This window comes from Streptomyces sp. NPDC005962 (genome assembly GCF_040629205.1).
Lineage (GTDB): Bacteria > Actinomycetota > Actinomycetes > Streptomycetales > Streptomycetaceae > Streptomyces.
The window spans coordinates 57,628-82,069 of the sequence record NZ_JBEXVE010000044.1 but is presented as its reverse complement, the minus strand read 5'-3'; the positions used below and the strand labels follow the sequence as shown (position 1 = coordinate 82,069).

At 71.1% G+C, this 24,442-nt stretch carries 23 protein-coding genes; 8 read left to right on the top strand and 15 right to left on the bottom strand.

The genetic code is table 11. From position 1 onward, the window contains the following. Positions 1-115: 115 nt before the first annotated feature. Positions 116-730 carry an FxsA family membrane protein gene (gene fxsA, locus ABZ370_RS41420; protein WP_358632880.1) on the bottom strand — a complete coding sequence of 205 codons (615 nt, stop codon included), beginning with the start codon at positions 728-730 and terminating at the stop codon, positions 116-118. A gap of 134 nt (positions 731-864) precedes the next feature. Between fxsA and ABZ370_RS41415 the strand changes: the two genes are divergently transcribed. Beyond that, positions 865-1,029: a hypothetical protein gene (locus tag ABZ370_RS41415; protein WP_358632877.1), complete on the top strand. Its 165-nt coding sequence runs from the start codon at positions 865-867 to the stop codon at positions 1,027-1,029. Then, a complete protein-coding gene (locus ABZ370_RS41410) occupies positions 1,026-1,889 on the top strand; it encodes an MrpF/PhaF family protein (RefSeq protein WP_358632875.1) in 864 nt (287 codons plus the stop codon). The genes ABZ370_RS41415 and ABZ370_RS41410 overlap by 4 nt, the downstream gene beginning before the upstream one ends. 78 nt (positions 1,890-1,967) lie before the next feature. Here ABZ370_RS41410 and ABZ370_RS41405 read toward each other — a convergent pair whose 3' ends face one another. From ABZ370_RS41405 to ABZ370_RS41385, 5 genes are all read right to left on the bottom strand, one after another. Next, positions 1,968-2,159, bottom strand: coding sequence for a Rho termination factor N-terminal domain-containing protein (locus ABZ370_RS41405; protein WP_358632872.1), 192 nt, complete (start codon positions 2,157-2,159; stop codon positions 1,968-1,970). Positions 2,160-2,245: 86 nt separating this feature from the next. Further along, positions 2,246-2,980 (bottom strand): polyprenol monophosphomannose synthase, encoded by a 735-nt coding sequence (locus ABZ370_RS41400; protein ID WP_358632886.1) that lies wholly within the window; start codon positions 2,978-2,980, stop codon positions 2,246-2,248. Positions 2,981-3,139: 159 nt separating this feature from the next. Beyond that, positions 3,140-4,861 (bottom strand): apolipoprotein N-acyltransferase, encoded by a 1,722-nt coding sequence (gene lnt / locus ABZ370_RS41395; protein WP_358632869.1) that lies wholly within the window; start codon positions 4,859-4,861, stop codon positions 3,140-3,142. 598 nt (positions 4,862-5,459) lie between these two features. Then, the gene (locus tag ABZ370_RS41390; RefSeq protein WP_358632866.1) at positions 5,460-7,103 is read right to left on the bottom strand and encodes an amidohydrolase; all 1,644 of its coding nucleotides are present in this window, start codon (positions 7,101-7,103) and stop codon (positions 5,460-5,462) included. 81 nt (positions 7,104-7,184) lie between these two features. After that, a complete protein-coding gene (locus ABZ370_RS41385) occupies positions 7,185-7,625 on the bottom strand; it encodes an Lrp/AsnC family transcriptional regulator (protein ID WP_009713557.1) in 441 nt (146 codons plus the stop codon). Between the two features lie 227 nt (positions 7,626-7,852). On the opposite strand from ABZ370_RS41385, the gene ABZ370_RS41380 reads away from it, so the two are divergent. After that, the gene (locus tag ABZ370_RS41380; protein ID WP_358632863.1) at positions 7,853-8,212 is read left to right on the top strand and encodes a hypothetical protein; all 360 of its coding nucleotides are present in this window, start codon (positions 7,853-7,855) and stop codon (positions 8,210-8,212) included. Positions 8,213-8,302: 90 nt separating this feature from the next. Here the strand turns inward: ABZ370_RS41380 and ABZ370_RS41375 are convergent, their stop codons facing one another. Continuing rightward, positions 8,303-9,475 carry an acyl-CoA dehydrogenase family protein gene (locus tag ABZ370_RS41375; protein WP_358632860.1) on the bottom strand — a complete coding sequence of 391 codons (1,173 nt, stop codon included), beginning with the start codon at positions 9,473-9,475 and terminating at the stop codon, positions 8,303-8,305. Positions 9,476-9,824: 349 nt separating this feature from the next. On the opposite strand from ABZ370_RS41375, the gene ABZ370_RS41370 reads away from it, so the two are divergent. The 5 genes from ABZ370_RS41370 (at position 9,825) to ABZ370_RS41350 (ending at position 15,580) form a co-directional block, all read left to right on the top strand. Beyond that, complete coding sequence (locus ABZ370_RS41370; RefSeq protein WP_358632857.1) at positions 9,825-11,108, top strand: glycoside hydrolase family 18 protein; 1,284 nt, start codon at positions 9,825-9,827, stop codon at positions 11,106-11,108. Between the two features lie 193 nt (positions 11,109-11,301). Next, on the top strand, positions 11,302-11,457 hold the full coding sequence (locus ABZ370_RS41365) for a hypothetical protein (protein ID WP_358632854.1): 156 nt from the start codon (positions 11,302-11,304) through the stop codon (positions 11,455-11,457). Positions 11,458-11,500: 43 nt separating this feature from the next. Next, positions 11,501-12,904, top strand: coding sequence for a GAF domain-containing protein (locus ABZ370_RS41360; RefSeq protein WP_358632851.1), 1,404 nt, complete (start codon positions 11,501-11,503; stop codon positions 12,902-12,904). 67 nt (positions 12,905-12,971) lie between these two features. Next, positions 12,972-14,495: an aldehyde dehydrogenase gene (adh, locus tag ABZ370_RS41355; protein ID WP_358632848.1), complete on the top strand. Its 1,524-nt coding sequence runs from the start codon at positions 12,972-12,974 to the stop codon at positions 14,493-14,495. A gap of 689 nt (positions 14,496-15,184) precedes the next feature. Then, positions 15,185-15,580 (top strand): hypothetical protein, encoded by a 396-nt coding sequence (locus tag ABZ370_RS41350; protein ID WP_358632845.1) that lies wholly within the window; start codon positions 15,185-15,187, stop codon positions 15,578-15,580. A gap of 8 nt (positions 15,581-15,588) precedes the next feature. Here ABZ370_RS41350 and ABZ370_RS41345 read toward each other — a convergent pair whose 3' ends face one another. From ABZ370_RS41345 to ABZ370_RS41310, 8 genes are all read right to left on the bottom strand, one after another. Beyond that, the gene (locus ABZ370_RS41345) at positions 15,589-16,272 is read right to left on the bottom strand and encodes a hypothetical protein (RefSeq protein ID WP_358632842.1); all 684 of its coding nucleotides are present in this window, start codon (positions 16,270-16,272) and stop codon (positions 15,589-15,591) included. 247 nt (positions 16,273-16,519) lie between these two features. Beyond that, positions 16,520-17,095, bottom strand: a complete 576-nt coding sequence (ssuE, locus tag ABZ370_RS41340) for an NADPH-dependent FMN reductase (protein WP_358632839.1) — start codon at positions 17,093-17,095, stop codon at positions 16,520-16,522. Between the two features lie 137 nt (positions 17,096-17,232). Next, positions 17,233-18,804 (bottom strand): FAD-binding oxidoreductase, encoded by a 1,572-nt coding sequence (locus ABZ370_RS41335; RefSeq protein WP_358632836.1) that lies wholly within the window; start codon positions 18,802-18,804, stop codon positions 17,233-17,235. Positions 18,805-19,063: 259 nt separating this feature from the next. Continuing rightward, positions 19,064-19,912, bottom strand: a complete 849-nt coding sequence (locus tag ABZ370_RS41330) for an LLM class flavin-dependent oxidoreductase (protein ID WP_358632833.1) — start codon at positions 19,910-19,912, stop codon at positions 19,064-19,066. 137 nt (positions 19,913-20,049) lie between these two features. Next, a complete protein-coding gene (locus ABZ370_RS41325) occupies positions 20,050-21,390 on the bottom strand; it encodes an aminotransferase class V-fold PLP-dependent enzyme (RefSeq protein ID WP_358632830.1) in 1,341 nt (446 codons plus the stop codon). A 32-nt stretch (positions 21,391-21,422) separates the two neighbouring features. Beyond that, complete coding sequence (locus ABZ370_RS41320; RefSeq protein ID WP_358632827.1) at positions 21,423-22,229, bottom strand: SDR family oxidoreductase; 807 nt, start codon at positions 22,227-22,229, stop codon at positions 21,423-21,425. A 51-nt stretch (positions 22,230-22,280) separates the two neighbouring features. Next, on the bottom strand, positions 22,281-23,156 hold the full coding sequence (locus ABZ370_RS41315; protein WP_358632824.1) for a sulfurtransferase: 876 nt from the start codon (positions 23,154-23,156) through the stop codon (positions 22,281-22,283). A 55-nt stretch (positions 23,157-23,211) separates the two neighbouring features. Further along, positions 23,212-24,411 carry an MFS transporter gene (locus ABZ370_RS41310; RefSeq protein WP_358632821.1) on the bottom strand — a complete coding sequence of 400 codons (1,200 nt, stop codon included), beginning with the start codon at positions 24,409-24,411 and terminating at the stop codon, positions 23,212-23,214. Positions 24,412-24,442: the final 31 nt, after the last annotated feature.

Sequence of the window (24,442 nt, the reverse complement as noted above, 5' to 3'; positions counted from 1 at the left end):
GGAAGAGTTATGGCAGGCGTCGGGCCGTCGACGGCATGACCTTCGACATCCGCGCCGGTGCACTGCTCAGCAGTGGCCCCGGCCCTTGTGCGCTCGTCGGCCAGCCCTTCGTCGATCAGTCCTTGTCGTCCCGGACCACGTCACCCCGGCCCGCGTCACCTCGGGCCGTGTCATCCGGGTTCACGTCGTCCCGGACCACCTCACCCTGGATGACCTGGCCGTCCCCCCGGCCCTCGGCGGACCCCGGCCCCGGCTCCCGTCCCGGGCCGCCGCCCTGCCGGAACTGGCCGCCCAGGGAGCCCGGCGTGTAGCCCATCCGGCGCGACAGCGTGACCTCGACGCGCCGCCGCAGCAGCGACGCGGTCGGCGGGAACAGGCACAGCAGCGCCGCCACGTCCGACATCAGCCCCGGGATCATCAGCAGCAGCCCGCCGAGCATGGTGAAGGAGTTCCCGGCGCGCCCCGGCTGCTCCGCGGGCTCGGCGCCCTGCTGCATGGTCCGGGTCAGGTTCTGCCAGGCCCGCCGCCCCGCCCGCTTGATGACGGCCGCGCCCACGACCGCGCCCGCTATCAGCAGCAGGAAGACGGTGAAGCCACCGGCCGCCTCCGCGACCAGGCTCAACAGCCAGATCTCCAGCACCAGCCAGGCAGCGATGCCCAGCGGTACGAAGGTGCGGGCCCGGGTGCGCTTCGGGCGGGTCGAGTCGCTCTGCTGAGATGCGCCGGTCATCATGCCTCCAAGTGTGCCCGGGCCCGGGCACCGCACGGACCCCGGGGCATGGATCTGATCCAGGAAGCGCCGGACGGAATCCACCGGGAATCGGCGGCGGTGGTCCGGGGACCCGCCGCCGCGGGGGTGGCGGAATGTCCGGTGTGCTCGAAGTGCTGGCCTGGTGGCTGGCGCTGACCGGGGTCTGGCTCGTGCTCATCGGCACGGTCGACTCCCTGGAGGTCCTGGTGGGCGCGGCGGCCGCGCTGCTCGTCGCCCTCGTCGCCCGCGCCGCGCGCCGGGTGGTGACAGACCGGTGAGCGCGGCCGACGGCTGGCTGCCGGTGGCGCTGGTGCCGCTGCTCGCCCTCGGACCGGCGCTGTGGCGGGTCTCCCGCGGGGCGCCGGAGGACCGGCTGATCGCCCAGAACCTCAGCTCGCCGCTGGGCGGTCTGGCGCTGCTCCCCGCCGCGCAGGGCTTCGGCCGCCCCGGGTATGTGGACGTGGCGCTGGTGCTGTCCGTGCTCGGGCCCACCGGCACGCTGGTCTACGCCCGCTTCCTCGGCGTCCTGCCCGACTCCCGGCTGGTGCGCCGGACGGCCCTGCTCGGGGTTCCGGCGGCGGTGCTGCCCGCGCTGTACGTCCTGGTGTCGGCGGTGACCGGCGGCGCGGTGCTGCGGGTGGGCCTGCGGGTCTTCGCCGGGGCGGGCCGCCCGCCGCACGACAAGCGGAGCGCGGGCCCGGAGACCACCGGCGAGGAGGAGCCGGCGGCCGCCTCGGGCGCATTCCGGTGCCGATGCTGGCCGTACCGGCGGTGCTGCTGGCCGGGGCGCTGGCGGTCGGGCTGCTCCCGCCGCTGGCGTCGGCCACCGGCCGGGCCGGGGCGCTGTTCACCGAACGGCTCCGGCTACCGGCACGCGGTGCTGGGCGGACGCGCGGCGTCCGCCCCGGCGTTCGCGCCGCCGCACTGGTCGGCGGCCGGGCTCCTGCTCGGGCCGCTCTCCACGGCCCTCGCCATCGCCCTGGCCGCACTGGCGGTGCGGCGGCCCGCCCGCACCGGGGCGGCCGCGCTGCTCGCGCCCGTACGGCGGCTGCAGTCCGGGCACGTCGGCGACTACGTCGCCTGGATGATCGCCGGGACGGCACTGCTGACCGCGCTGACCGTCCCGGGTATCCGCTAGCGGATCGTTTCGGCGTCTGGGTAACTGGATGACCGGTCGACTGGACAGAGAGATGCCGAGATCCCGGGATGTCCGGGCTCAGCGGCTACGGCGCAGAGCGGAGATCAGCTGACTCTTCGACATCTGCGACCTGCCCTCGATACCGGCCTTCTGGGCCTCTCGGTACAGGTCCTCCTTGGTACGCGCCTCCATGCCGCCGGACTTCGCACCCTTGGGGGCCATCGTCCTGCGCTGTGCGCTCTTGCTGCTCTTCATGGTCGTCTTGGGCATGTTCCGCCTCCTTCCGCCTTCAGTGTCCGGCAGGTGACGGACCGCCGCCCGTGGGACTACTCCGAGCGCGCAGACCCCCAGGGTGGCTACGGCTCCTTGCGGCCCAGCAGCTTGTTCACCCGTGACCCCACACCCCAGGACATGACGCGCCAGGCCGCCTCGGTGACGATGTCCCGGCTCATCTTGCTCTCCCCGCGCTCGCGCTCGATGAACGTGACGGGGACCTCGATGACGTGGAAGCCCGCCTTGACGGCGCGCCAGGCCAGGTCGATCTGGAAGCAGTAGCCCTGGGAGGCGACGGCCTCCATGCCCAGCCCCTCCAGGGTCTCCTTGCGGAAGGCCCGGTAACCGGCCGTCATATCGCGGATCGGCACGTCCAGCATGAGCCGGGAGTACGTGCTGCCGCCCCGGGAGATGAACTCGCGGGACTTGGGCCAGTTGACGATCCGCCCGCCGGGCACCCAGCGCGAGCCGATCACCAGGTCCGCGCCCTTGAGCGCGGTGAGCAGCCGGGGCAGCTCCTCGGGCTGGTGCGAGCCGTCCGCGTCCATCTCCACCAGGACGCCGTAGCCGTGCTCGATGCCCCAGCGGAAGCCCGCCAGATAGGCGGCGCCCAGGCCTTCCTTGCCCTTGCGGTGCAGGACCTTGACGTGGTCGTCCTCGGCCGCCAGCTCGTCGGCGACCTTGCCGGTGCCGTCCGGGCTGTTGTCGTCGGCGACGAGGATGTGGGCGTCCGGTACGGACTCCCTGACCCGGGCGACGATCGGCGCGATGTTCTCCGCCTCGTTGAAGGTCGGAATGATCACCAGGACGGTGCCCAGCGGACCGTACTTCCGCCGCCCGTCGTCGTCCTGGCCGGTGAGGCGCGGCTCCGGACCCCCGTCCTCGGTGCCGGGCCCATCGGCCCCTGTGCGCGGCTGGTCGGCCTCGGTGGTCGGCTCCTCGGCCTCGCGTGCGTCGCTCACGGCTACTTGCCCCTTCTAGTCCGTACGTCCCCGACGGCCGATCATGATCGCGGCCGCGCAGGACAGAACGCCCACCATAGCGAGCACCCACTCCGGGGTCGCACCGACGCGGTCGGCGAGGGTCGTGCCGTCACGCAACGGGATGCGCGCGGTGAGCACATCTTGCGTGAATTCTTTCGTCCGCTGCTCGATCGTGCCATCCGGCGCGACGACCGCGCTGATCCCGCTGGTGGCCGCGCTGATCACCGGGCGGCCGTGCTCGACGGCCCGCAGCCGGTACATGGCCAGCTGCTGTTCGGGCTGGCCGGTGCGGCCGTAGGTGGCGTTGTTGGTCTGGACGACGAGCGCGCGGGCGCCCGCGTTGACCGTGTCGCGGACGATCTCGTCGTACGCGACCTCGAAGCAGATCACATCGCCCAGCTTGGCCGGGCCGACCTTCATCAGCCCGGTGTGGTCGCCGGGGTAGAAGTCGCGGGGGACGCGCTGGAGCCGGGTGATGATCTTGCTCAGTTCCTTGCGGAACGGCACGTACTCGCCGAAGGGCACCGGGTGCTGCTTGGTGTACGAGGCGCCGGGGCCGTCCTTGGGGTCCCAGACGATGCCCTCGTTGAACACATAGCCCGGCTTGCGGGGATGGTCGACCAGGGCGCCGACCAGCACCGGCACGCCGATCGCCTTCACGGCCTCGTCGATCCGGGCGTACGCCTCCCGGTACTGGAAGGGGTCAAGGTCGGAGGAGTTCTCCGGCCATATGACCAGGTCAGGCTTCTTGATCCGGCCGGCCTTGACGTCCTTGGCCAGGTCGAGCGTGGCGTTGACGTGGTTGTTGAGGATCTTCATGGGGCGGCCCAGGAAGTCCATGCCCGCCTGCTGCACGTTGCCCTGGACGACGGCGACGTCCACGCTGTCGTCCGCCTTCGTCGGGATCGGCACGGCGTATCCGGCCGCGGTCACGGCGGCCGCGACGACGACCGCACCGGCGGCGGGCAGCGCGCCCCGGACGCGGAGACCGCCGTCCGCCCGCAGCCGCCACCCGGCGAGCGCGGCGGAGGCCAGCAGTCCGCCGGTCAGCGCGGTGCAGAAGGTGACCAGCGGGGCGCCGCCGAGCGCGGCGAGCGGGGTGAACGGCGACCCGGTGTTGGCGAAGGCCAGCCGCCCCCAGGGGAAGCCGCCGAACGGCACCCGGTCCCGGGCCCACTCCTCGGTGACCCACAGACAGGCCGTCCACAGCGGCCACAGGGACGGCACCGGCAGCCGGGAGACCAGCGCGAACCCGGCGCCCATCAGCACCACGAAGAGCGATTCGATGACGGACAGGCCGATGACCGCGTCCCAGCCGATCACGCTCAGCCACTTCAGCAGCAGCAGGAAGAACGGCAGCCCGAACGCGAACCCCGTCCAGGCGCCCTGGCGGGCGGTGCGGCCGTGCGTGAGCAGGCTCAGGGCCGCCACGGACAGCAGGGACAGCGGCCAGAGACCGAACGGCGGGAAGGCGAACCCGAGCGCGAGCCCGGCGACGGCCGCGAGCGCGCTGCGCCCGGCCTCACGGCGGGCGAGGCGGCCCAGGCGGCGCAGGCGTCCGGGGCGGTCCCCACCGGGCGGCGTGGCCCCCTTCGCCGCGGCGTCGCCCTCGTCGCCCGGTCGGGGCGCGGCGGCGGACGTCCGCGACCCGGCCGGTCGTTCTTCGGCCGGGCCGGACGAGGCGGCTTCGGCGGTGGTGTCGGAACCCGAGGGCACGGTGCGGCCTTCCTGCCAATCAAGCTGTGGTGAGGTGACCGTATAACGCGGGCGCGCGGCTGTGTCCCCGAGGTGCGGAACGCAGGGAAGAAGACCGGGGTTCCCTGTGCGGACCTGTCCAGGCCTGTCCAGACCGGTTGAGGTCGATGTTCCTGAATTTCGGCGGATGCCGCCCCCTCGCGGGGGGCGGTCCGCCGTGTGCGTGCGGATGGGGGCCCGACGCCCTTCGGGCCGACCTGGGACCCGCTGGCTGCGGGTCGACCGAGAGCCGTTGTCTACTGAGCGTCCGGGCCCCTCCCGGGTCGCACCTGCCGACCCGGCGACCCTCCCTCGCCCCCGTGCGCTGGACCTGGCTCCCAGTGGTGACGGCCTGGGCGGCGCGTCTCCCTCTGGCCCAGCGGCGTTCGACGACTGCGTGAAGATTCCCCGGTCGGGTGTCCAGTGGTGGACGGGGCCGAACCTACCGGCCACCGACCGGACCCTGTCAACAGTGGCATGACCTGCGCCGTTTCCTCAAATGACCAGGTCAGTACGGACAATGTTCAGCTGCCGCGACAGGCCGGTGGGACATCGTTCGGCGGTACCCGGCGCTTTTCCGTCACTCGTCCGGACCGCTGTGGACGGTGCGTCCGCCCACCACCGTGCGCACGCAGACGGGCAGTTGGCCGCCGGGGGTGAGGTCGGGCAGCCCGGGCGTGCCGGAGCGCGGATCGGTCGACCAGTCCGCCACCCGCGTGTCGGGGACCTGGACGACGAGTTCCCCGGTCCGCCACACCGCGTAGTCGGCGGGCGCGCCGGGCACCAGGACGCCCGCGTCGTCCCGCCCGATGGCCCGCCAGCCGCCGCGGGTGTGGGCGGTGAACGCGGCGCGGGCGGAGACGCGGTGCTCGGGGGTGCGGTGGAAGGCGGCGGCGCGCACGGTGCCCCACGGGTCCAGCGGGGTGACGGGGCTGTCGGAGCCGAGCGCCAGGGGCACCCCGGCCCGCAGCAGCGCCGCGTACGGGTTCAGGGTGCGGGCCCGCTCGGGGCCGAGCCGCTGGGCGTACATGCCCTCCTCGCCGCCCCAGGCGGCGTCGAAGGCGGGCTGGACGGAGGCGGTGAGGCCGAGGGCGGCGAAGGCGGCGATGGCCTCGGGGCCGAGCATCTCGGCGTGCTCGACGCGGTGCCGGGCGGCGCGCACCCGGGCCAGGCCCACCTTGTCGGCGGCGGCCCGTACGCCCTCGACGACGGCGGAGACGGCGGCGTCGCCGATGGCGTGGAACCCGGCCTGGACGCCGCCCTCGGTGCAGACGGCGACATGGGTGGCGACGGCGGCCGCGTCCAGGTAGGCGGTGCCGGTGTGCGGGGCGTCGGCGTACGGCTGATGGAGGCAGGCGGTGTGGGAGCCGAGGGCGCCGTCCACGAAGAGGTCTCCGGCGGCGCCCGCGGCGCCCAGCGCCCGCACCTTCTCCAGGTCCGCGGGGCCGGTCACGGCCTCGGCCCAGTAGCCGTGGACCCGGGGGCCGGGCTCCGCGGCGGCGAGCCGCAGCAGGCCGGTGAGGTCGTCCTCGCCGGAGATGCCGGGGCCCGCGCATTCGTGGACCGAGCCGATGCCGACGGAGGCGGCGCGGGCGAGGGCGGCGCGCTGGGCGTCCTCGCGCTGTCCCGGCGTCACGCTCGCGTACGCGACCGCGCGCACGGCGTGGTGGGCGTCGGCGGTCAGCGGCGCGTCGGGGTGGTAGCCGGTGCGTCCGGTGATGCCGGGGACGCGGTCGAGCAGCGCGGTGGTGACGACCGCGGAGTGCACATCGGCCCGGCTGAGGTAGAGCGGGCGGCCGCCGGCGGCCTCGTCCAGTTCGGCGCGGGAGGGCGGGCGTCCCCCGGGCCAGCCGCTGGCGTCCCAGCCATGGCCGAGAAGCATCTGGTCGGCGGGGTGGGCGGCGGCGTGCGCACGGACCCGCTCCAGGGCGTCGGCGAGGGTGGGGGCGCCCGTCAGGTCGAGGCCGGTGAGGGCGAGCCCGGTGGCGGTGGTGTGCACATGCGCATCGGTGAACGCGGGGGTGACCAGCGCCCCGTCCAGTCGCACCACCTCGTCCACGCCGTCGGCGAAGCCGTCCGCGGCGCCCTCGGAGCCGACCCAGGCGATGGTTCCGCCCTCGACGACCATCGCGGTCGCGAACGGATCGGCAGGGCTGTGCACCTCGCCCCCGCGCAGCAGGACGGTACGGCCTTCGTCGGCCTGGGCGGGGGTCGGGTCGTTCACGGCGGGCTGCCTCGCGGGGTCGGTTTTCGGACGATCCGGGCACCGGGGACCACAGGTCCGGCCGGGCCCGTACGGGGTCGGTCAGACGCGCGGCGGGCGCGCCTCGTACGGAGTGGACAGGACGACGGTGGTACGGGTGGAGACCCCGGCCAGCGAGCGGATGCGGCTGAGCAGATGCTCCAGCTCCAGCGGGGTGGCGACCCGCACCTTGAGAATGTAGTTCTCGTCGCCCGCCACGCTGTGGCACGCCTCGATCTCGGGGACCTCGGCGAGCCGGTCGGAGATGTCGTCCGGCGCGCTGGGGTCGAAGGGTTTGACCGAGATGAAGGCGGTCAGGGGCAGCCCCACGGCCTCCGGGTCCACGACGGCCGCGTAGCCGCGGATCACACCCCGCTGCTCGAGACGGCGGACCCGCTGATGCACGGCCGATGTGGACAGGCCGGTGGCCTTGCCCAGGTCCGTGTAGCTCATCCGGCCGTCCTTGACGAGCAGCTCCACGATTTGTCTGTCCAACTCCTCCACAGCCGATCACCTTATGTGGTCGGAGGCCTCCCGGCACAGCGGGCGCACCCCACGGAGCGCCTCCGGACCACTCCGGACGCGGAGCATCTGCACGGGGCATGTGACGAACACCACATCTCCTCATGGGTGTCCTATGGGATGCGGCGATTACCTATGCGGTGGCAAGGGAAATGCTTGCTGTGGTCGAGGCCGACGCGCCTGGCCAGCCCACCCGAGGGGGAAATCTCATGCCCTACGTTGAGCGCCTCGACGAAGGCGACATCGAAACCTACGAGACCTACGAAATGTTCCGGGTCATCTGCCCGGACTGCGCGCAGCCAATCGCCCTGCTCGCGGACGAGTACGAACTCCCGGAGCACGCGCTGTGCCCGTCTCCGTGGAACCCGTTCGGACTGATGGTCTGCGCCGGCACCGGGCGCGGGGTGGCGGACGCCGCCGCCGCGGACGCCACGCTCGACGCGCACGAGCAGGACGCGGCGCTGCTGCTGACCCTTCCGGAGGGACTGGACTGGCGGAAGCAGCCGTTCTCGCACATCGGCGGTCCGGGCTCGCGCCCGATCACGCGGCACGCCGTCGCGCACTCGTAACGCGGACGCGGAAACCGCTCGTAACACGCACGCAGAAACGGCGGGGGCCCGGCATCGCCGCGCCCCCTGACCGCCTCCGGCGGATGCCGGTTACCGGCTTTCGGGACCCGCGACAGCGCGCGCGATGACCACCCGCTGGATCTGGTTGGTGCCCTCCACGATCTGCAGGACCTTGGCCTCGCGCATGTAGCGCTCGACCGGGAAGTCCGCCGTGTAGCCGTAGCCGCCGAACAGCTGGACCGCGTCGGTGGTGACGCGCATCGCGGTGTCGGTGCAGAACAGCTTGGCCATGGCCGCCTGCTTGGAGAACGGCCGCCCCGCGTCCCGCAGCCGGGCGGCGGCCAGGTAGAGGGCGCGCCCGGCCTCGATCTGGGTGGCCATGTCGGCCAGCGTGAAGCGCAGCCCCTGGAAGTCGGCTATCGGACGGCCGAACTGCTTGCGCTGCGCGGTGTACGCGAGCGCCTCGTCCAGGGCCGCCTGCGCGAGGCCGATCGCACAGGCCGCGATGCCCAGACGGCCCGCGTCGAGGGCGGACAGGGCGATGGCGAAGCCCTGGCCCTCCTCGCCGATCCGGCGGGTGTCGGGGACCCGGACCCGGTCGAAGTGGATCTGCGCGGTGGGCGACCCGTTCATGCCCATCTTGCGCTCGGGGGCGGCGGCGGAGAGCCCGGGCGCGTCACCGGGCACCAGGAACGCGCTGATGCCACGGGTGCGCTCGGGGCCGGTGCGGGCGAGCACGGTGTAGAAGTCGGCGACGCCGCCGTGGGTGATCCACGCCTTGACGCCCTCCAGCGTCCAGGTGTCGCCGTCCCGGGTGGCCCGGGTGGTGAGGGCCGCGGCGTCGGACCCGGAGGAGGGCTCGGAGAGGCAGTACGCGCCGAGCAGTCCACCGCCGAGCATCGCCGGAAGGTGTTCGGCCAGCTGCTCCTTGCTGCCGTATCCGGCGAGGCCGTGACAGGCCAGGGTGTGGACGCTGACGCCGAGGCCGACGGTGAGGCGGGCCGCGGCCAGCTCCTCCAGGACCTGGAGGTAGACCTCGTACGGCTGGTTACCGCCGCCGGACTCCTCGGGGTACACCAGCCCCAGCAGCCCCGATTCGGACAGCAGGGTGAACAGTTCACGGGGGAAGTGCCCGGCGGCCTCCTCCTCGGCGGCGCGGGGGCGGATCTCCCGCTCGGTCAGCTCGCGGACGAGCGATATCAGGTCGCGGGCTTCCTCGGTGGGCAGCTCGCGTTCCACCGGCTGCGGGCCGTGGTCGGTCATGGCGGCGCTCTCCTCTCCCTGTAGGGCGCGGCGGCGGCGTACGCGCCCGGTGGGGGCGGCGCCGCCCTTGTCCTGCCGCTGAGCCGGTCGTCCCGTCGGGTCACGAACGGGTGATGACCTGCACCGTGGCGGTTGGAGTATGCCCGATCGAAAGGCCCGCGTCACCGGTCTGTCGATCTTCAACAAAGTTCGCCCGTCCGGGTGTTGCCCGGACGGGATTGGCCCAGACCATTGACCCCACTGGTCTAGTCCTTCTACCGTTCTCCCACCCTGCCCTGCGCGTGCATGTCAATATCGGGTCAGGTCGTCGGGCACTTCATCTCCCCTCACCCCCCACCGAGGAGAACCCATGCTCAGACCACGCGGACTGCGGGCAGCACTCGCGGCCCTCTCGACGGCGGTACTGACCGCCACCCTGCTGGCGGGCGCGGCGACGGCCGACCCCGGCACCGCCTCCGCGGCGGAGTCCGGCCCCGGTGCCGCCTCCGCGGCGAAGTCCCCCACCACCGCGAAGGCTCCCGAAGCGGCCGGCAACAAGGTGGTCGGCTACTTCACCGAGTGGGGCATATACCAGCGGAACTACCACGTGAAGAACGTGGAGACCTCCGGGTCGGCCGCCAAGCTCACCCACATCAACTACGCCTTCGGCAACGTCACCGGCGGCAAATGCGCCATAGGTGACTCCTACGCCGACTACGACAAGGCCTACGACGCGGCGGGCAGCGTCGACGGCAAGGCCGACACCTGGGACGCGGGCGCCCTGCGCGGCAACTTCAACCAGCTGCGCAAGCTCAAGAAGCTGCACCCGAACCTCAAGGTCCTGTGGTCCTTCGGCGGCTGGACCTGGTCGTCCGGGTTCGGCGAGGCGGCCAAGAACCCCGCGGCGTTCGCCGAGTCCTGCTACAACCTGGTCGAGGACCCGCGCTGGGCGGACGTCTTCGACGGCATCGACATCGACTGGGAGTACCCCAACGCCTGCGGCAACACCTGCGACACCAGCGGCCGGGCGGCGTTCAAGAACGTGATGGCGGCGATGCGCGCCAAGTTCGGCCAGAGCAACCTGGTCACCGCCGCGATCACGGCCGACGCCTCGTCCGGCGGCAAGATCGACGCCGCCGACTACGCGGGCGCCGCGCAATACGTGGACTGGTACAACCCGATGACGTACGACTTCTTCGGCGCCTGGGCGGCCCAGGGCCCGACCGCCCCGCACTCGCCCCTGACCTCCTACAGCGGCCTGCCCCAGCAGGGCTTCTACACCGACGCCACGATCCAGAAGCTCAAGGGGCTCGGCGTCCCGGCCTCGAAGCTGCTGCTGGGCATCGGCTTCTACGGGCGCGGCTGGACCGGCGTCAGCCAGGCGGCCCCCGGCGGCACCGCGACCGGCGCCGCACCGGGGACGTACGAGGCGGGCATCGAGGACTACAAGGTGCTCAAGAGCTCGTGCCCGGCCACCGGCACGGTCGCCGGGACGGCCTACGCGCACTGCGGCAACCAGTGGTGGAGCTACGACACCCCCGCCACCATCGCCGGGAAGATGACCTACAAGCAGCAGCAGGGCCTCGGCGGCACCTTCTTCTGGGAGCTGAGCGGCGACACCGGCAACGGAGAACTGATCAAGGCCATCAGCTGATCAAGGGAAACAGTGGCGCGGAGCCGGGAGCCGGAAGGCTCCCGGCTCCTTCCGTTCCGGTGAACCGATCCCGCACCGGAGCCGTATCGCAACGCGGCTTGTTCTGACTATTGCGGGGCATCCGCCTCACAAGGAAATCTGAGCGCTGGGGTGGCCCTGACCGGCCCGTTGCGCATGAACCAAAGGATCGATCATGAGTTCCGAGCAGTGCCCGAGCTGTGGCGGCCAACTCGCCGTCAATCAGGACGGGTGGAAGATCTGCCACTCCTGCGGCTACGCCTCACCGCCCGGCTTCGCCCCCGCCCCCGCGCTCGGCAGCCGCGTCGTCCCCGCCACCCCGCCCACCTGACCCTCCGTCCCACCCGACCCTCCGTACCGTTGAGCGAGGCCCCGTGGTCAATCCCTGGCTGGCGATGGCATCCGGCACCGATCCGGCGGAGCGCACCCGCGCCGTGCGCCGCGCGCACGAGGCGTTCCTGACGGAAGGGGCCATGGGCCCGGCCGTCCGCCCGGTGGTGGCGGACTCCTGGCGGCGCTCGGCCGACGCCCGGGTGGCGCAGGAGTGCGTGGCACCGATCGATCTGACGGACGACGCGCTGGAGGCGTACCGGGCCGACCATCCACTGGCCCAGGTGATGCCACTCTTCCGCGAGCTGCTGGGCAGCATCGCGCACGACGGCGCCCATCTGCTCGCGGTCTGCGACGACCTCGGCCGCATGCTGTGGGTCGAGGGGCATACGGGAGTACGCCACCGGGCCGAGCGGATGAACTTCGTGGCCGGGGCGCGCTGGGACGAGCGCCACGCCGGGACCAACGCTCCCGGCACCGCGCTCACCCTCGACCACGCGGTGCAGATTTTCGCCACCGAGCACTTCAACCGCAGCGTCCAGCCGTGGACTTGCGCCGCGGCCCCCCTCCACGACCCGCACTCCGGGCGGTTACTGGGCGCGGTGGACCTCACCGGCGGCGACCACCTGGCCGCCCCGCACAGCCTCGCCCTGGTTCAGGCGACCGCCCGCGCCGCCGAGGCGCAACTGGCCGCGCTGGCGCCCCCGGCGCGCGGGCCGCACGTCTCGCTGACGGCGCTGGGCCGCGACGAGGCGCTGCTGGTCACCGAGGAGCGGCGGCTGCGGCTCGGGCGGCGGCACAGCGAGATCATGGTGCTGCTCGCGGGCCACCCGGAGGGCCTGAGCGGCGACCGGCTCGCGCTGGAGCTGTACGGGCAGCGGGCCGACCGCCGGTCCCCGGTGACGCTGCGCGCCGAGATGTCCCGGCTGCGCCGTCTGGTGGGCCCGCTGCTGGGCTCGCGCCCGTACCGGCTGTGCGGGCCGGTACGGACCGATGTGAGCCTGGCGGCCGAGGAGTTGGCGGCCGGTGAGGTGTCCACGGCCCTGCGGGCGTATCCGGGGCCGCTGCTGCCGATGTCGGAGGCGCCCGGGGTGTGCCGGATGCGGCGGACGCTGGAGGACGGGCTGCGGCGGGCCGTGCTGTCCCGCGGTGACCAGGAGCTGCTGCGGCGCTGGGCGCAGACGTCGTGGGGCGAGGACGACTTGGAGGTGGCGGAGGCGCTGTTGGCCGCCCATCCGCCGCACTCCCCCGGCCGGGCCGTCCCGGCGGCGCGGGTGCGGCGGCTGCGCGAGGTGTACGGCCTGGCGGCGGTCGGCGGCGGCCCGGAGGGCGCGCACCGGGACGGCGGGCATCTGGACGGCGTGCACGGCGACGGGGTTCGGCGGGACGGCGGTCATCTGGACGGCGGTCACAGCGACGCAACGTTGCCGCAACGTTGCCGCGTCTAGCCTCCCCTCATCTCCGCCCGTCCCGTGGCGGGCGGAGCCCGCAGGCACGACAGGGAGGGCCGCCCCCATGACGCGTTACGCAAACCCGGGCTCCGAGGGATCGGTTGTCAGCTACCAGCCGCGCTACGACCACTGGATCGGCGGGGAGTACGTGGCCCCCGCCCAGGGCCGCTACTTCGAGAACCCGTCCCCGGTCAACGGGCAGCCGTTCACCGAGATCGCCCGGGGCACCGCCGAGGACGTCGAACGGGCCCTGGACGCAGCGCACGCGGCCGCGCCCGCCTGGGGCCGTACCGCGCCCGCCGAGCGCGCCGCGGTGCTGCTGAAGATCGCCGACCGCATGGAGCAGCATCTCGAAGAGCTGGCGGTCGCGGAGAGCTGGGAGAACGGCAAGCCGGTACGGGAGACCCTGGCCGCCGACATCCCGCTGGCCATCGACCACTTCCGCTACTTCGCGGGGTCGATCCGGGCCCAGGAGGGCAGCCTCTCCGAGATCGACGACGACACGGTCGCCTACCACTTCCACGAGCCGCTGGGCGTGGTCGCCCAGATCATCCCGTGGAACTTCCCGATCCTGATGGCCGCCTGGAAGCTCGCCCCGGCGCTGGCCGCGGGCAACGCGGTGGTCCTCAAGCCCGCCGAACAGACGCCCGCCTCGCTCCACGTCTGGATGGACCGGGTGGCCGACCTGCTGCCGCCGGGCGTCGTCAACATCGTCAACGGCTTCGGCGTGGAGGCCGGAAAGCCGCTCGCCTCCAGCCCGCGCGTCGCCAAGGTCGCCTTCACCGGCGAGACCACGACCGGCCGTCTGATCATGCAGTACGCGAGCGAGAACCTGATCCCGGTCACCCTGGAACTCGGCGGCAAGAGCCCGAACATCTTCTTCGACGACGTCTCGGCCGCCGACGACGACTTCCTCGACAAGGCCCTCGAAGGCTTCACGATGTTCGCCCTCAACCAGGGCGAGGTGTGCACGTGTCCGTCGCGTGCGCTGGTCCAGGCGGGCCACTACCAGGACTTCATGGACGCGGCCGTGGCCCGTACCGAGAAGATCGTCCAGGGCCATCCGCTGGACACCGACACGATGATGGGCGCCCAGGCGTCCAACGACCAGCTGGAGAAGATCCTCTCCTACCTCGACATCGGCAAGCAGGAAGGCGCCCGCATCCTCACCGGCGGCACCCGCGCCGAACTGGGCGGCGAGCTGGAGGGCGGCTACTACGTCCGGCCCACCATCTTCGAGGGCGGCAACCACATGCGCGTCTTCCAGGAGGAGATCTTCGGCCCGGTGGTGGCCGTGGCCCGGTTCGCGGACTTCTCGGACGCGATCGAGATCGCCAACGACACGCTGTACGGCCTCGGCGCGGGCGTCTGGACCCGCGACGGCACAGCCGCGTACCGCGCCGGACGCGCCATCCAGGCGGGCCGGGTATGGACGAACTGCTACCACGCCTACCCGGCCCACGCCGCCTTCGGCGGCTACAAGCAGTCGGGGATCGGCCGCGAGAACCACAAGATGATGCTGGACCACTACCAACAGACGAAAAACCTCTTGGTGTCGTACTCCCCGAAGAAGCTCGGCTTCTTCTAGACACCACAGAGACAGGGCGCCTGACCAGGGCAGCTGCCCGTCAGGCGCCCTGTCGGCGCACGATCTAGGTGTGCTGTCCGGGATGTTGGTGACACAAGGTACTGGGCTGAAGACCCCTTCGCTGCAGGTCAGTTGCACCGTCCGACACCCCGCACTGTGTCCAGAGGCGACCCGGGGCAACGACCGCTGAAAGTTGGGTTACCTTCTGTTCCAAGGTCTGCCCTCCCGCAGATCCTGATGGAACCGCGCAGGTCAGGTCCGCATTGGGTCCTCGGGGTCGTCGGGGAGGATCTCGCCCTGGTCGGCCATGAAGACGCGGCCGCCGTGCTTCCAGGTCGGGCGAGCGCGGCTGATCCGCGAAATGCTGGATTTCCAGGAGATCGACAGCACAGGGAAGCTCGACGCGAAGCGTCGTCGAGGGATGCGGCCGCGACCGGGGTCCACTCTGGCGGTCGCTGACGACTCCGGGTACTCAGGCGTTGCTTGAGTACCCGCACGGATACGGCTGCCGCCCGTCCCGCGGAAGCATGATGGGCGCAGGTTTCGCCAACGGGGAGGACGAGCCAGTGAAGACAATGACGCGCACGGCGGTTGCCAGCGGCTTAGCCGCATTGGTGGTTGCGGGTACGGGAGCGGGGAGCGCGGGAGCCGCGACGGGCTCCGTTGCCGGTTCCAGCACCGTGACGACCGTGACGAGCAAGAAGACCGGCACGGGCGCCAAGAGCGCCGACGTGATCACCTGCAAGATCACAACACATCTGCCGCACTACTCACACCACGCGGATGCGGACAACCGCCACATGGTGAACGTCACCGCCACTACCACCTGCACCAAGAAGGTGGCCCGCCTTTCTATCCGCGTCGCGCTGTACAAGAACGGAAACCTCTACAAGCAGAGCAGCGTCAAGAGCAACACCGGCAGGAACAAGATCGGTCAGAACGCCGCCCGCCGCTGTGTCAAGAAGCAGAAGTACACCGGATACTCCAAGGGCGTCGTCACGTTCCCGGCCGGATACACGCCGCACACCAAGACAGTGCGCGACGAGAGCAAGAGCGTCACGATCAACGCCTGCAAGAAGAAGTAGGTTCAGGTTCAGCCGAGACGGTCGGACAGCTGCGCCGGCAGTACCTCAAGGTGCGGCTCGCCCGCCAGGTCCTGGACCAGGCGGGCGGATCCGCCGACGTACGTGGAGTGCAGGTCGACATCGGTGGCCACGCACCAGACGCGGTCCTGCGGCCACCACAGATTCGGGGACTGCGGGAAGAAATACCCGTCCCCGCTGTCACCCAGCTCGGTGGCCGCCCCGACCGGACCTTCGAAGAGCAGGTATCGGCGTCCGCTCAACTCCACCCAGGGGCCTTCGCCGACCGCGTCACCGAGTGCGCCGATCCAGCCCCAGCCTTCCCAGAGCCCGAAGTAGCACTGCTCCGCCGTGGAGGTGTGCGCCGCGAGCACCTCGCAGAGGACCGGCAACAACTCCGCCGGAAACTGCCCCTGCTGCGGCTCGTCCTCGGGTTTGGGCCCGGCGATCTCCTCGAACCGGCTCTGGGAGTGCAACGCCCGGCCGGATCGCTCGGCCGCCTCGCTCCAGCGCATGAACCGGTCGTCGGCCAGCTCGACTGGGTGCAGTACGCGCGCGTACGCCTCGAAGCCGACTGGGAGCAGCGCGTTGACGCCGGAGTCGAAGTCACCAACCCCCTGCTCGACCCAGTGACCGGCCGAGACATCGCTGAGCCGTCGCAGCCGGTGACGATGCCCCTCATTCCCTTGCGTCATGTGACCGGTCCCCCTCTGATCGCGCGTCCGTCGCTTACAGTATGCGCGGCGGTGAGCGTCTTCTCGCTGTTTGTCGCCTAAGGAGAACCCGAGCTGGGGGTCTCGATCGCCTCGGCGGCATCCTCCACGAGTACCGGCATGCAGCTTGACCCGCACGGATGAGGTTTCCGGCAAGGGCACCACCAGGAGCCATGGCTGACCCAGAAAGAGCCATGACCGACCACCTGCGGGATCAGGACCCGCCGCCTCAGCCACCGGCCACCCGGCTGGACGGCAGCAGGGGCAGCTGAACCCCGCTCCGGAGCGCGGCGAGGAACTCCCCGACCGCCTGGTCCAGCCGCGGTTCGGTGTCCGGGGCGACGCGGAGGGTGCCGTCCGCGCCGATCCCGATGTCGGTGTCGAGCACGAACACGCCCCGCACGATGTGCCGGGGGCCCAGGGACGACAGCACGGGGCGCAGTGCGTAGTCGATGGCGAGGGCGTGGGCGTGGCTGCCGCCGGTCATCAGCGGCAGCACCGCCTTCCCGGCCAGTCCGTTCCGCGGCAGCAGGTCGATGAACGTCTTCAGCAGACCGCTGTACGCGGCCTGGTAGGCGGGCGTGGCCACGACGACGCCGTCCGCGGCGGAGACCGCCTCCAGCGCGCGGTACAACGCGGGGCTGTCCGCCCGGCCGGACAGCAGCTCCGCCGCCGGCAGATCCCGTACTCGCACATGCCCGGTCTGGAATCCCTCCAGGGACAGGCGTTGCACAAGATGGCCCGTCAGCAGGGCGGTGCGCGAACGGACCGCGGGGCTTCCGGATATGGCCAGCAGTGACGTCATCTGAAGATTCCTTTGCGGTCGGCGGTACGACGGGCCGGTGGCCCGCCCCGTGCGCGAGGCCGGTGCCGCGGCCGGCTCGGATGTTCGTCCGCGGGATGGTCCCCGCGTACCGCCGAGGGCACGCGGAGACCGGTCGCTCAGGCGGCGGGCGGCTGGATGGACTGGCCGTGCCGGAACACGTTTCGCGGGTCCCACTTCTGCTTGATCCGCTGGAGGCGGGGATAGTTCTGCTTGTAGTAGAGCTCGTGCCAGGGCGTAGACGAGGTGTTGAACCGGGGGTCGCCCAGGTCGGCGTCCGGGTAGTTCACATAGCAGCCGTCGGTCACCTCGTTGGGCACCGGGACGCCGCCGGTCGCCGCGTAGACCTCGCCGTAGCACTCCCTGGCCCAGTTCACATACGTGTCGTCGTCGGCCTCGTCGTTCCAGAACACCTGCCAGAGCATCTTGAAGGCGGCGTCCCGGTGCGGGGCCGCGGTGGCGGCCGGGTCGACGGCGTTGATCCGGCCGCCGTAGGACGTCAGCTGCACGCTGATGTTCGGGTTGTCGATGTCATCGCGGGTGAGGTGCTTGTACAGCGCCTCCAGCTGGCCGTCGGGGAAGTTCGCGCGCATGAACGACGACTTGTATTCGGCGCGCAGCGTCGGGTCGTTGAGCACGCTGTTGGTGGTGCCGAGCAGCCGCACGGCCTGCAGCCAGGGCAGCCTGCGGGCCACCGCGAACTGCGGCAGAGCCGGGAGATCGCCCATGGCCTCGGTCATCGGGCCGTTCCGGACCGTGATGCCGTCGTTGATCTGCTTGAGGTACTCCGTCAGCAGCTGTTCCGCGTCCGGGGCCGAGGCGTCCACCAGGACGAGCATGCCGACCTGGCCGGCCGACCGGTGGTTGAGCACCAACTGGCTGATCAGGGCGGAGTGGCGGTCGTCCGGCCCGAGGTTGGCCACATGCCAGGCGGCGTAATTGCGCGCCAGCCTGATGAACTCCTCCCGGCTCAGCTCGCTCCACGGCCAGCTCACCGCGCTGACCAGGAGCTCGGCGGGGGGTTTGGGCAGCAGATCGTGCGGATCCGCGCCCCTGGCGCCCGGTGAGCGGAACCAGTAGCGGGTGACCACCCCGAAGTTCCCTCCGCCGCCCCCGGTGTGGGCCCACCACAGGTCCCGGTTCGGGTCGTCCTCGTCCCGGGTGGCGACCACCGCGCGGGCCCGGCCCCCGCGGTCGACGACGACCACCTCCACCGCGTACAGATGGTCGACGACCAGGCCGTGCATGCGGCACAGCGGCCCCCAGGCGCCGCCGCTCACATGGCCACCCATGGCGACCGAGTAGCAGAACCCCGCGGGGATGACGACGCCCCACTTCGGATAGAGGTTCTGGTACATCCGGAGATTGGTGACGCCCGACCCCACCACGACGGCGTTACGGTGCCGGTCGTAGGAGATGTCGTTCATCCCCGCCATGTCCAGGACGATCCGCACCTCGGAGTTGAAGACGAAGTCCTCGTAGCAGTGTCCACTGGAGCGGACGCTGAGCCGCTTGCCCCGGTCGACGGCCTCCTGGACTGCGGCGACCACCTGCTCGGTGGAGGTGACCATACGGATGGATTCGGGTGCGGCCACATACCGCTGGTTGAGCCCGCTGATCAGGTCGGGATACTGCCGGTCGGCTTTGGTCACCGTGATGGCCGCGGCTTTTCGGGTCGCCTCTTCGCTCACTGTCGTCACGCCCTCGGGTACGCGAGTCCTCGATAAGAACCCTGGCTGCTGATTGTCGACCGCCGAATTCTCGGTCAATTCCTACATCCCCCGTGCAGCAATCCGTGCCGGCCGGGACGGCGCCACGGCCGGCACAGCGAACCCTGCACTGATGCGATCTCAGTCGCTTTCGACGTTACTCATAAAGTTGCTCATGATATTGCTCGTGACATTGCTCGTGAAGTCGCTTATGAAGTTGTTCTTGAGGCGGCTTACGGCCTCAGGTGCCGCGCAGTTCAGGAATGACGTCGCGGGCGACTCGTTCGAATTCTTCGAGATGTCGCTCGCCCGGCCAGTCCAGGACAAAATCCGTGACACCGGACGCCGCGAAACGCTCGAAGATCTCCTCATAGCCGTGTGTGCCCCGCCGCGGATCCCAGGGCCCGAAGATCGTGTACGAGCGCCGGATGGCCGACGGGTCGCGCCCCGCCTCGGTGGCCAGCCGGTCGACCCTCCGGTTCTGCTCGGCGGTGATGGCGAGGACCTCCAGGGCACTCGCTCCGGGCGGGCCATGGGTGTTCCAGGTCTCCGCGTGCCCGGCCGCGACCCGGATCAGGGTCGGGGACTGCCCGCCGACGGTGATCGGCAGGCGCGGGGACCGCAGCGAACCAGGAACCGTGTGGATGTCCTTGACCCACAGTCGAGTGCCGGTGTAGCTGAAGACACCGCCGCGCAGCACGCCGTCCACGATCGACACATAGTCGGCGAACCGCTCCGCGCGCTCCTTGGGCGACCATGGGATCTCGCCCACGCTGTGGTGGTCCCAGGGGAAGATTCCGGCACCGATCCCCAGGTCGAACCGGCCACCCGACAGATGGTCGATGGCGATCGCCTGCTTCGCCAGCTGCGCGGGCGGGCGCAGGATCTGGTTCGCGACGAGCGTTCCGAGCGTGATGCGCTCGGTGCCGAGCGCGGCCGCCGCGAGAACCGACCAGCTGTCGAACCACGTACCGCGCGGATCCCGGAGATCGGAGCTGTGGTCCGGAAGGAACACCTGGTCAAAACCGAGGCCCTCCAGCCATGCGATGCGCTCGACCAGGACGGGAAAGGGCTGGTCAGGATAGACCATGACACCGAATTTACGCAGCGGTTCCGCCGCTTTCTCCGGTCCGCCGGGAGTGGCGGTTCGCGGTAATTGGCCATCGGCCATGCCGGGTGCAGACAATGTTCACAGCTTTCTTCTGGTGCCTGGTGTTTCTCGTCGTATCATTCGCCGGACCGAAGTCCGCGCACGAATTCCGGTAGCGGTCGGGGGTCGGGAACGGGCCACCAGCCTTCCTCCGGATTCCGGTATGCCCATCGGGGGCCATGCCGTACCAGGTCGTCGAGCGCCGTGAGCAGCCGGTCGATGTGCTCGGCCGTGGTACCGAGGCCGATGCTGGCCCGCAGCGCACGGTCCGGCTCATGCGCGTCGGCGCCCCGCAGCATGGCACGGACGGCCTGGTGCGCACAGAACGCCCCGTCCCGGACGCCGATGCCGTGCTCCGCGGAGAGCGCGGTCGCGATCAGCCGCTGGTCCGCGGCCTCCCCTCCGCAGCGGGCGACGCTGAACGACACCACGCCGAGCCGTGGCCGCCGCTCCCCGCGCCACAGATCGAGGCGGCGCACCCCGGGTATCTCGGCGAGCCCGTCGAGCAACCGCGCCGCCAGCCGCTGTTCATGGCCGGTGATGGCGTCCCAGCCGGCCGCGGACAGCGTGTCGCACGCGGCGGCCAGCGCGTGGACGCCGACCACGTTGGGCGAGCCCGCCTCGTGCCGATGGGGCAGTCCGGCCCATACGACCCTCTCCTCGCCCGCCTCCTCGGTGACCCGCGTGGTCGCCCCGCCACCGGCCAGATAGGGCTCGGCGGCGGCCGGCCAGTCGGCCGCGCCCACCAGGGCCCCGGCCCCGAACGGCGCGTACAGCTTGTGGCCGGACAGCGCCACCCAGTCGACGCCCAGGGCCGCGATGTCCAGCGGGCGGTGCGCGGCCACTTGGGCCGCGTCGAGGACCGTACGGGCGCCGTGCCCGGCGGCCACCGCGGCCAGTTCGGCCACCGGCCACAGCTCCCCGGTGACATTGGACGCCCCGGTGAGCACCACGAGCTTTGGGCCCCGCGGGGCGTCGGCCAACGCCTTCGCCAGCAGCCTGACGGCGTCCGCGGGGTCGGCCGGCGCACCCAGCCGGCACACCCGGGACCCGCGCCAGGACAGCAGCGCGGCGTGGTGATCGGTGGCGAACCGGAACACGGTGGTGCCGAACGGCACCGCCCGTCCGAGCAGGTTGAGCGCGTCGGTGGTGTTGCGGGTGAACAGCACCGTGGCCTTCACGGGCGCCCCCACGAAGCGCCGGACCGTCTCCCTGGCCCGTTCATAGGTACGGGTGGACACCTGGGAGGCGAATCCGGCCCCGCGATGCACGCTGCTGTACCACGGGAGCAGCCGGTTCACCTGGTGGTGCACCTCGGTCAGGCAGGGGGTGGTCGCCGCGTAGTCCAGGTTGGCGTACTGAACCCACCGCCCGGTCACCAGGGGCACCCGCAGCGCGGCGCCGACGACATCGGGCACCGCGCGCACCGGGACTTCAGCGGCCGGCCGGTTCACTGGGCGGTCCAGCCGCCGTCCATGACGAGCACCGACCCGGTGAAGAAGCCCGCCTCGTCGCCCGCGAGGTAGGCGACGGCCGAGGCCGCTTCCTGGGCGGTCCCGATACGGCCGAGCGGGTGCAGCCCGGTGAACATGTCGGCCATCTCCTGGCTGCCGTTCACGGACGCGCGGTACATCGGGGTGTCCACGGTCGCCAGTGCGAGGGCGTTGACGCGGATGTTCCGGTGGGCGTACTCCAGGGCGGCGGCCTTGGTGAGGCCGATCACCCCATGCTTGCCCGCCACATAGGAGCTGATGCCGGCACCGAATCCCACCACTCCGAGCTGCGAGGCGTTGTTGACGATCGTGCCGCCACCGCGCCGCAACATGGCCGGGATCTCCTGCCGCATGGACAGGAACACACTGGTCAGAACGTTGTTGATGTCCTCGGCCCAGGCTTTGGGCTGCTGCTCGGCGACAAGCCCCATGCTGCCCATCGCCCCGGCGTTGTTGAAGGCGATGTCGAGCCCGCCGAAGTGTTCCTCGGCCGCGCCGACCGCGGCGGCCAGGTCCTGGTCGGACGTCACATCGGTGCGTACGGCGATGGCGGTGCCGCCTGCCTCGGTGATCTCACCGGCGACCCGGTAGAGCTCCTCCTGCCGCCGGGCGGCGAGCACGACGCTCGCGCCCTGTGCGGCCAGCGCCTTGGCCGCCGCCTCGCCGATTCCCGAGCTGGCCCCGGTCACCAGGGCCGCCTTGCCGTGCAGTCGGCCCGTGGCCGCTGTGCCGTCGTGGGACGGCGCCTTCCGGCTTTCGTTCATGGATGTCATGGGGCAGCCGCGGCTGGGCGGGCGGCCCCGCTCCCTTCAGGGCTAGTGCGTGGAGGTGGCGGAGGACCGGGCGCCGCGTTCGACCGGCACGCCGATCAGCGATCCGTACTCCGCCCAGGAACCGTCGTAGTTCTTGACATCGGAGCGGCCGAGCAGTTCCCGCAGCACGAACCAGGAATGCGCCGACCGGGCGCCGACCCAGCAGTACGTGATGGTGTCGCGGCCCTGGTCGAGCCCGGTGAACAGCGCGGCCAGCTCGTCGTCGGGCTTGAACGTGTCGTCCGCGGCGACCACTTTCTCCCAGGGGAGGTTGACCGCTCCGGGCACATGTCCGGAGCGCTGCGCCACCTCGTGCGGGTTGCTGCCCGGGGCGAACGCCTCACCGGCGAAACCGGGGGCGAAGATCTGGCCGGAGTACTCCTGTGGAGTCCGTACGTCGAGGATGTTGGCGTTCCCGATAGCCGCGATCACGTCGTCCCGCCGGGCCCGGACCGACCAGTCCGGGCCCTGGGCGCGGTAGTGGGACGCCGGACGGCCGGTCACCTTCGAGGTCAGCGGCCGGCCGTCCAGTTCCCACTTCTTGCGGCCGCCGTCGAGCAGCCGTACCGTCCGATGGCCGTAGAGCGTGAAGTACCAGTAGACGAGGGCGGCGAGCAGATTGGAGTTTCCCGAGTAGACGACCACGGTGTCGTCGTTGCGGATGCCCTTCGCACTCATCAGTCGCCCGAACTTCTCCGGGCCGATGACCCCGAGCTCCAGATCGTCCTGGAACTCGCTCCAGTTGATCCACACGGCGCCGGGGACATGCCCCTTGCGGTACTCCGTGTCCTCATTGCCGGTCTCGACGAACACCACCTCGTCCGAATCCAGGTGATGTCCGCCCCATTCGCCGGTGACCAGTGCGGATGCGCGACTCATGGTTCCCCACTCCCCGTTCTCGACGTCCTCGTGATCGATCGATCCCCGCTCGGGCTTACGCGGGAGAGGTCTGCGTCGCCTCCGTTCCCTCCTGCATCTCGCCCTGGGTGGCCGAACGCTCCCGGTACCAGGCGAAACAGCTCAGGAGGATTCCGGCGACGGTCACGGCGGCGGCCGTGAGATAGACGGCCCGCAGCCCCGGCCCGCCGTCGATGACCCAGCCGCCGATCCAGCCGGCGAAGGCCGCGGCGAGCTGGTACGCGGAGGCGTTCACCGCGATGGCCAGGGTCGGCGCCTCGCTGGCGGTGGTCAGGACCCGGGTCTGCATGCCCGGGATGACGGAGAATCCCATCGCGCCGATCAGGAACACCATCACCGCGGTGGCGGGGACGCTCTCACTGAGCGCCCACATCGCCGCCAAGCCCACGGTGAGCAGGGTGAGCAGCCCGATCTGCGACGGCATCAGCGCGCGGTCGGACAGCCAGCCGCCGACGAAGTTGCCGACCGCGGCACCCACCCCGTACACCAGCAGCAGGATCGCGACGGTGCCCTCGGCGAAGCCGGAGACGTCGGTGAGCAGCGGCGAGAAGTAGGTGAACACCATCAGCAGGCCCATGTTCGCCACGGCCGTGATGAGGATCGCCAACTGCACCTTCGGATTGCGGAACACCCTCAGTTCGGCCACCGCGGAGGTCCCCGGTGTGGAGCTCTGGACGTCCGGCACCAGCTTCAGCGCGAGCAGCAGCCCGAGCAGACACACCGCCGCGATGGCGAGGAACGTGGCCCGCCATCCGAAGTGGTTGCCGATGAAGGTGCCGATCGGGGCACCGAGCATCATCGACAGGTTCATGCCGAAGACCAGTTTGGACACGGTGGACGCCTGTTTGCCCTCGGGGGCCGTCGACGCCGCGATCACGATCGCGTTGGCGAAGAACGTGGCCGTCACCAGCGCGGTCACCACCCGCGCCACGAACAGGATCGCGTAGATCGGGGCGACCGCCGAGGCCAGGTTGCCGACCACGACGATCACGAGGAGCGCCAGGATGAGGGGTTTGCGGGGATAGCGCGCGGTCAGTGCGGTCATGACGGGGCCGCCAATGATCATCCCAATGGCGTACGCCGTGACCAGCAGGCCGGCTGCGGAGATCGATACGTCGAGGTCGCCTGCGATGTCCGGCAGGATGCCGGCGATGACGAACTCACCTGTCGTGATGCCGAACACGCACAGCATCAGGGTCATGAGTTGTAACGGCATGGGGATGTCTCTTCTGTCGGTTCAGGGTTGA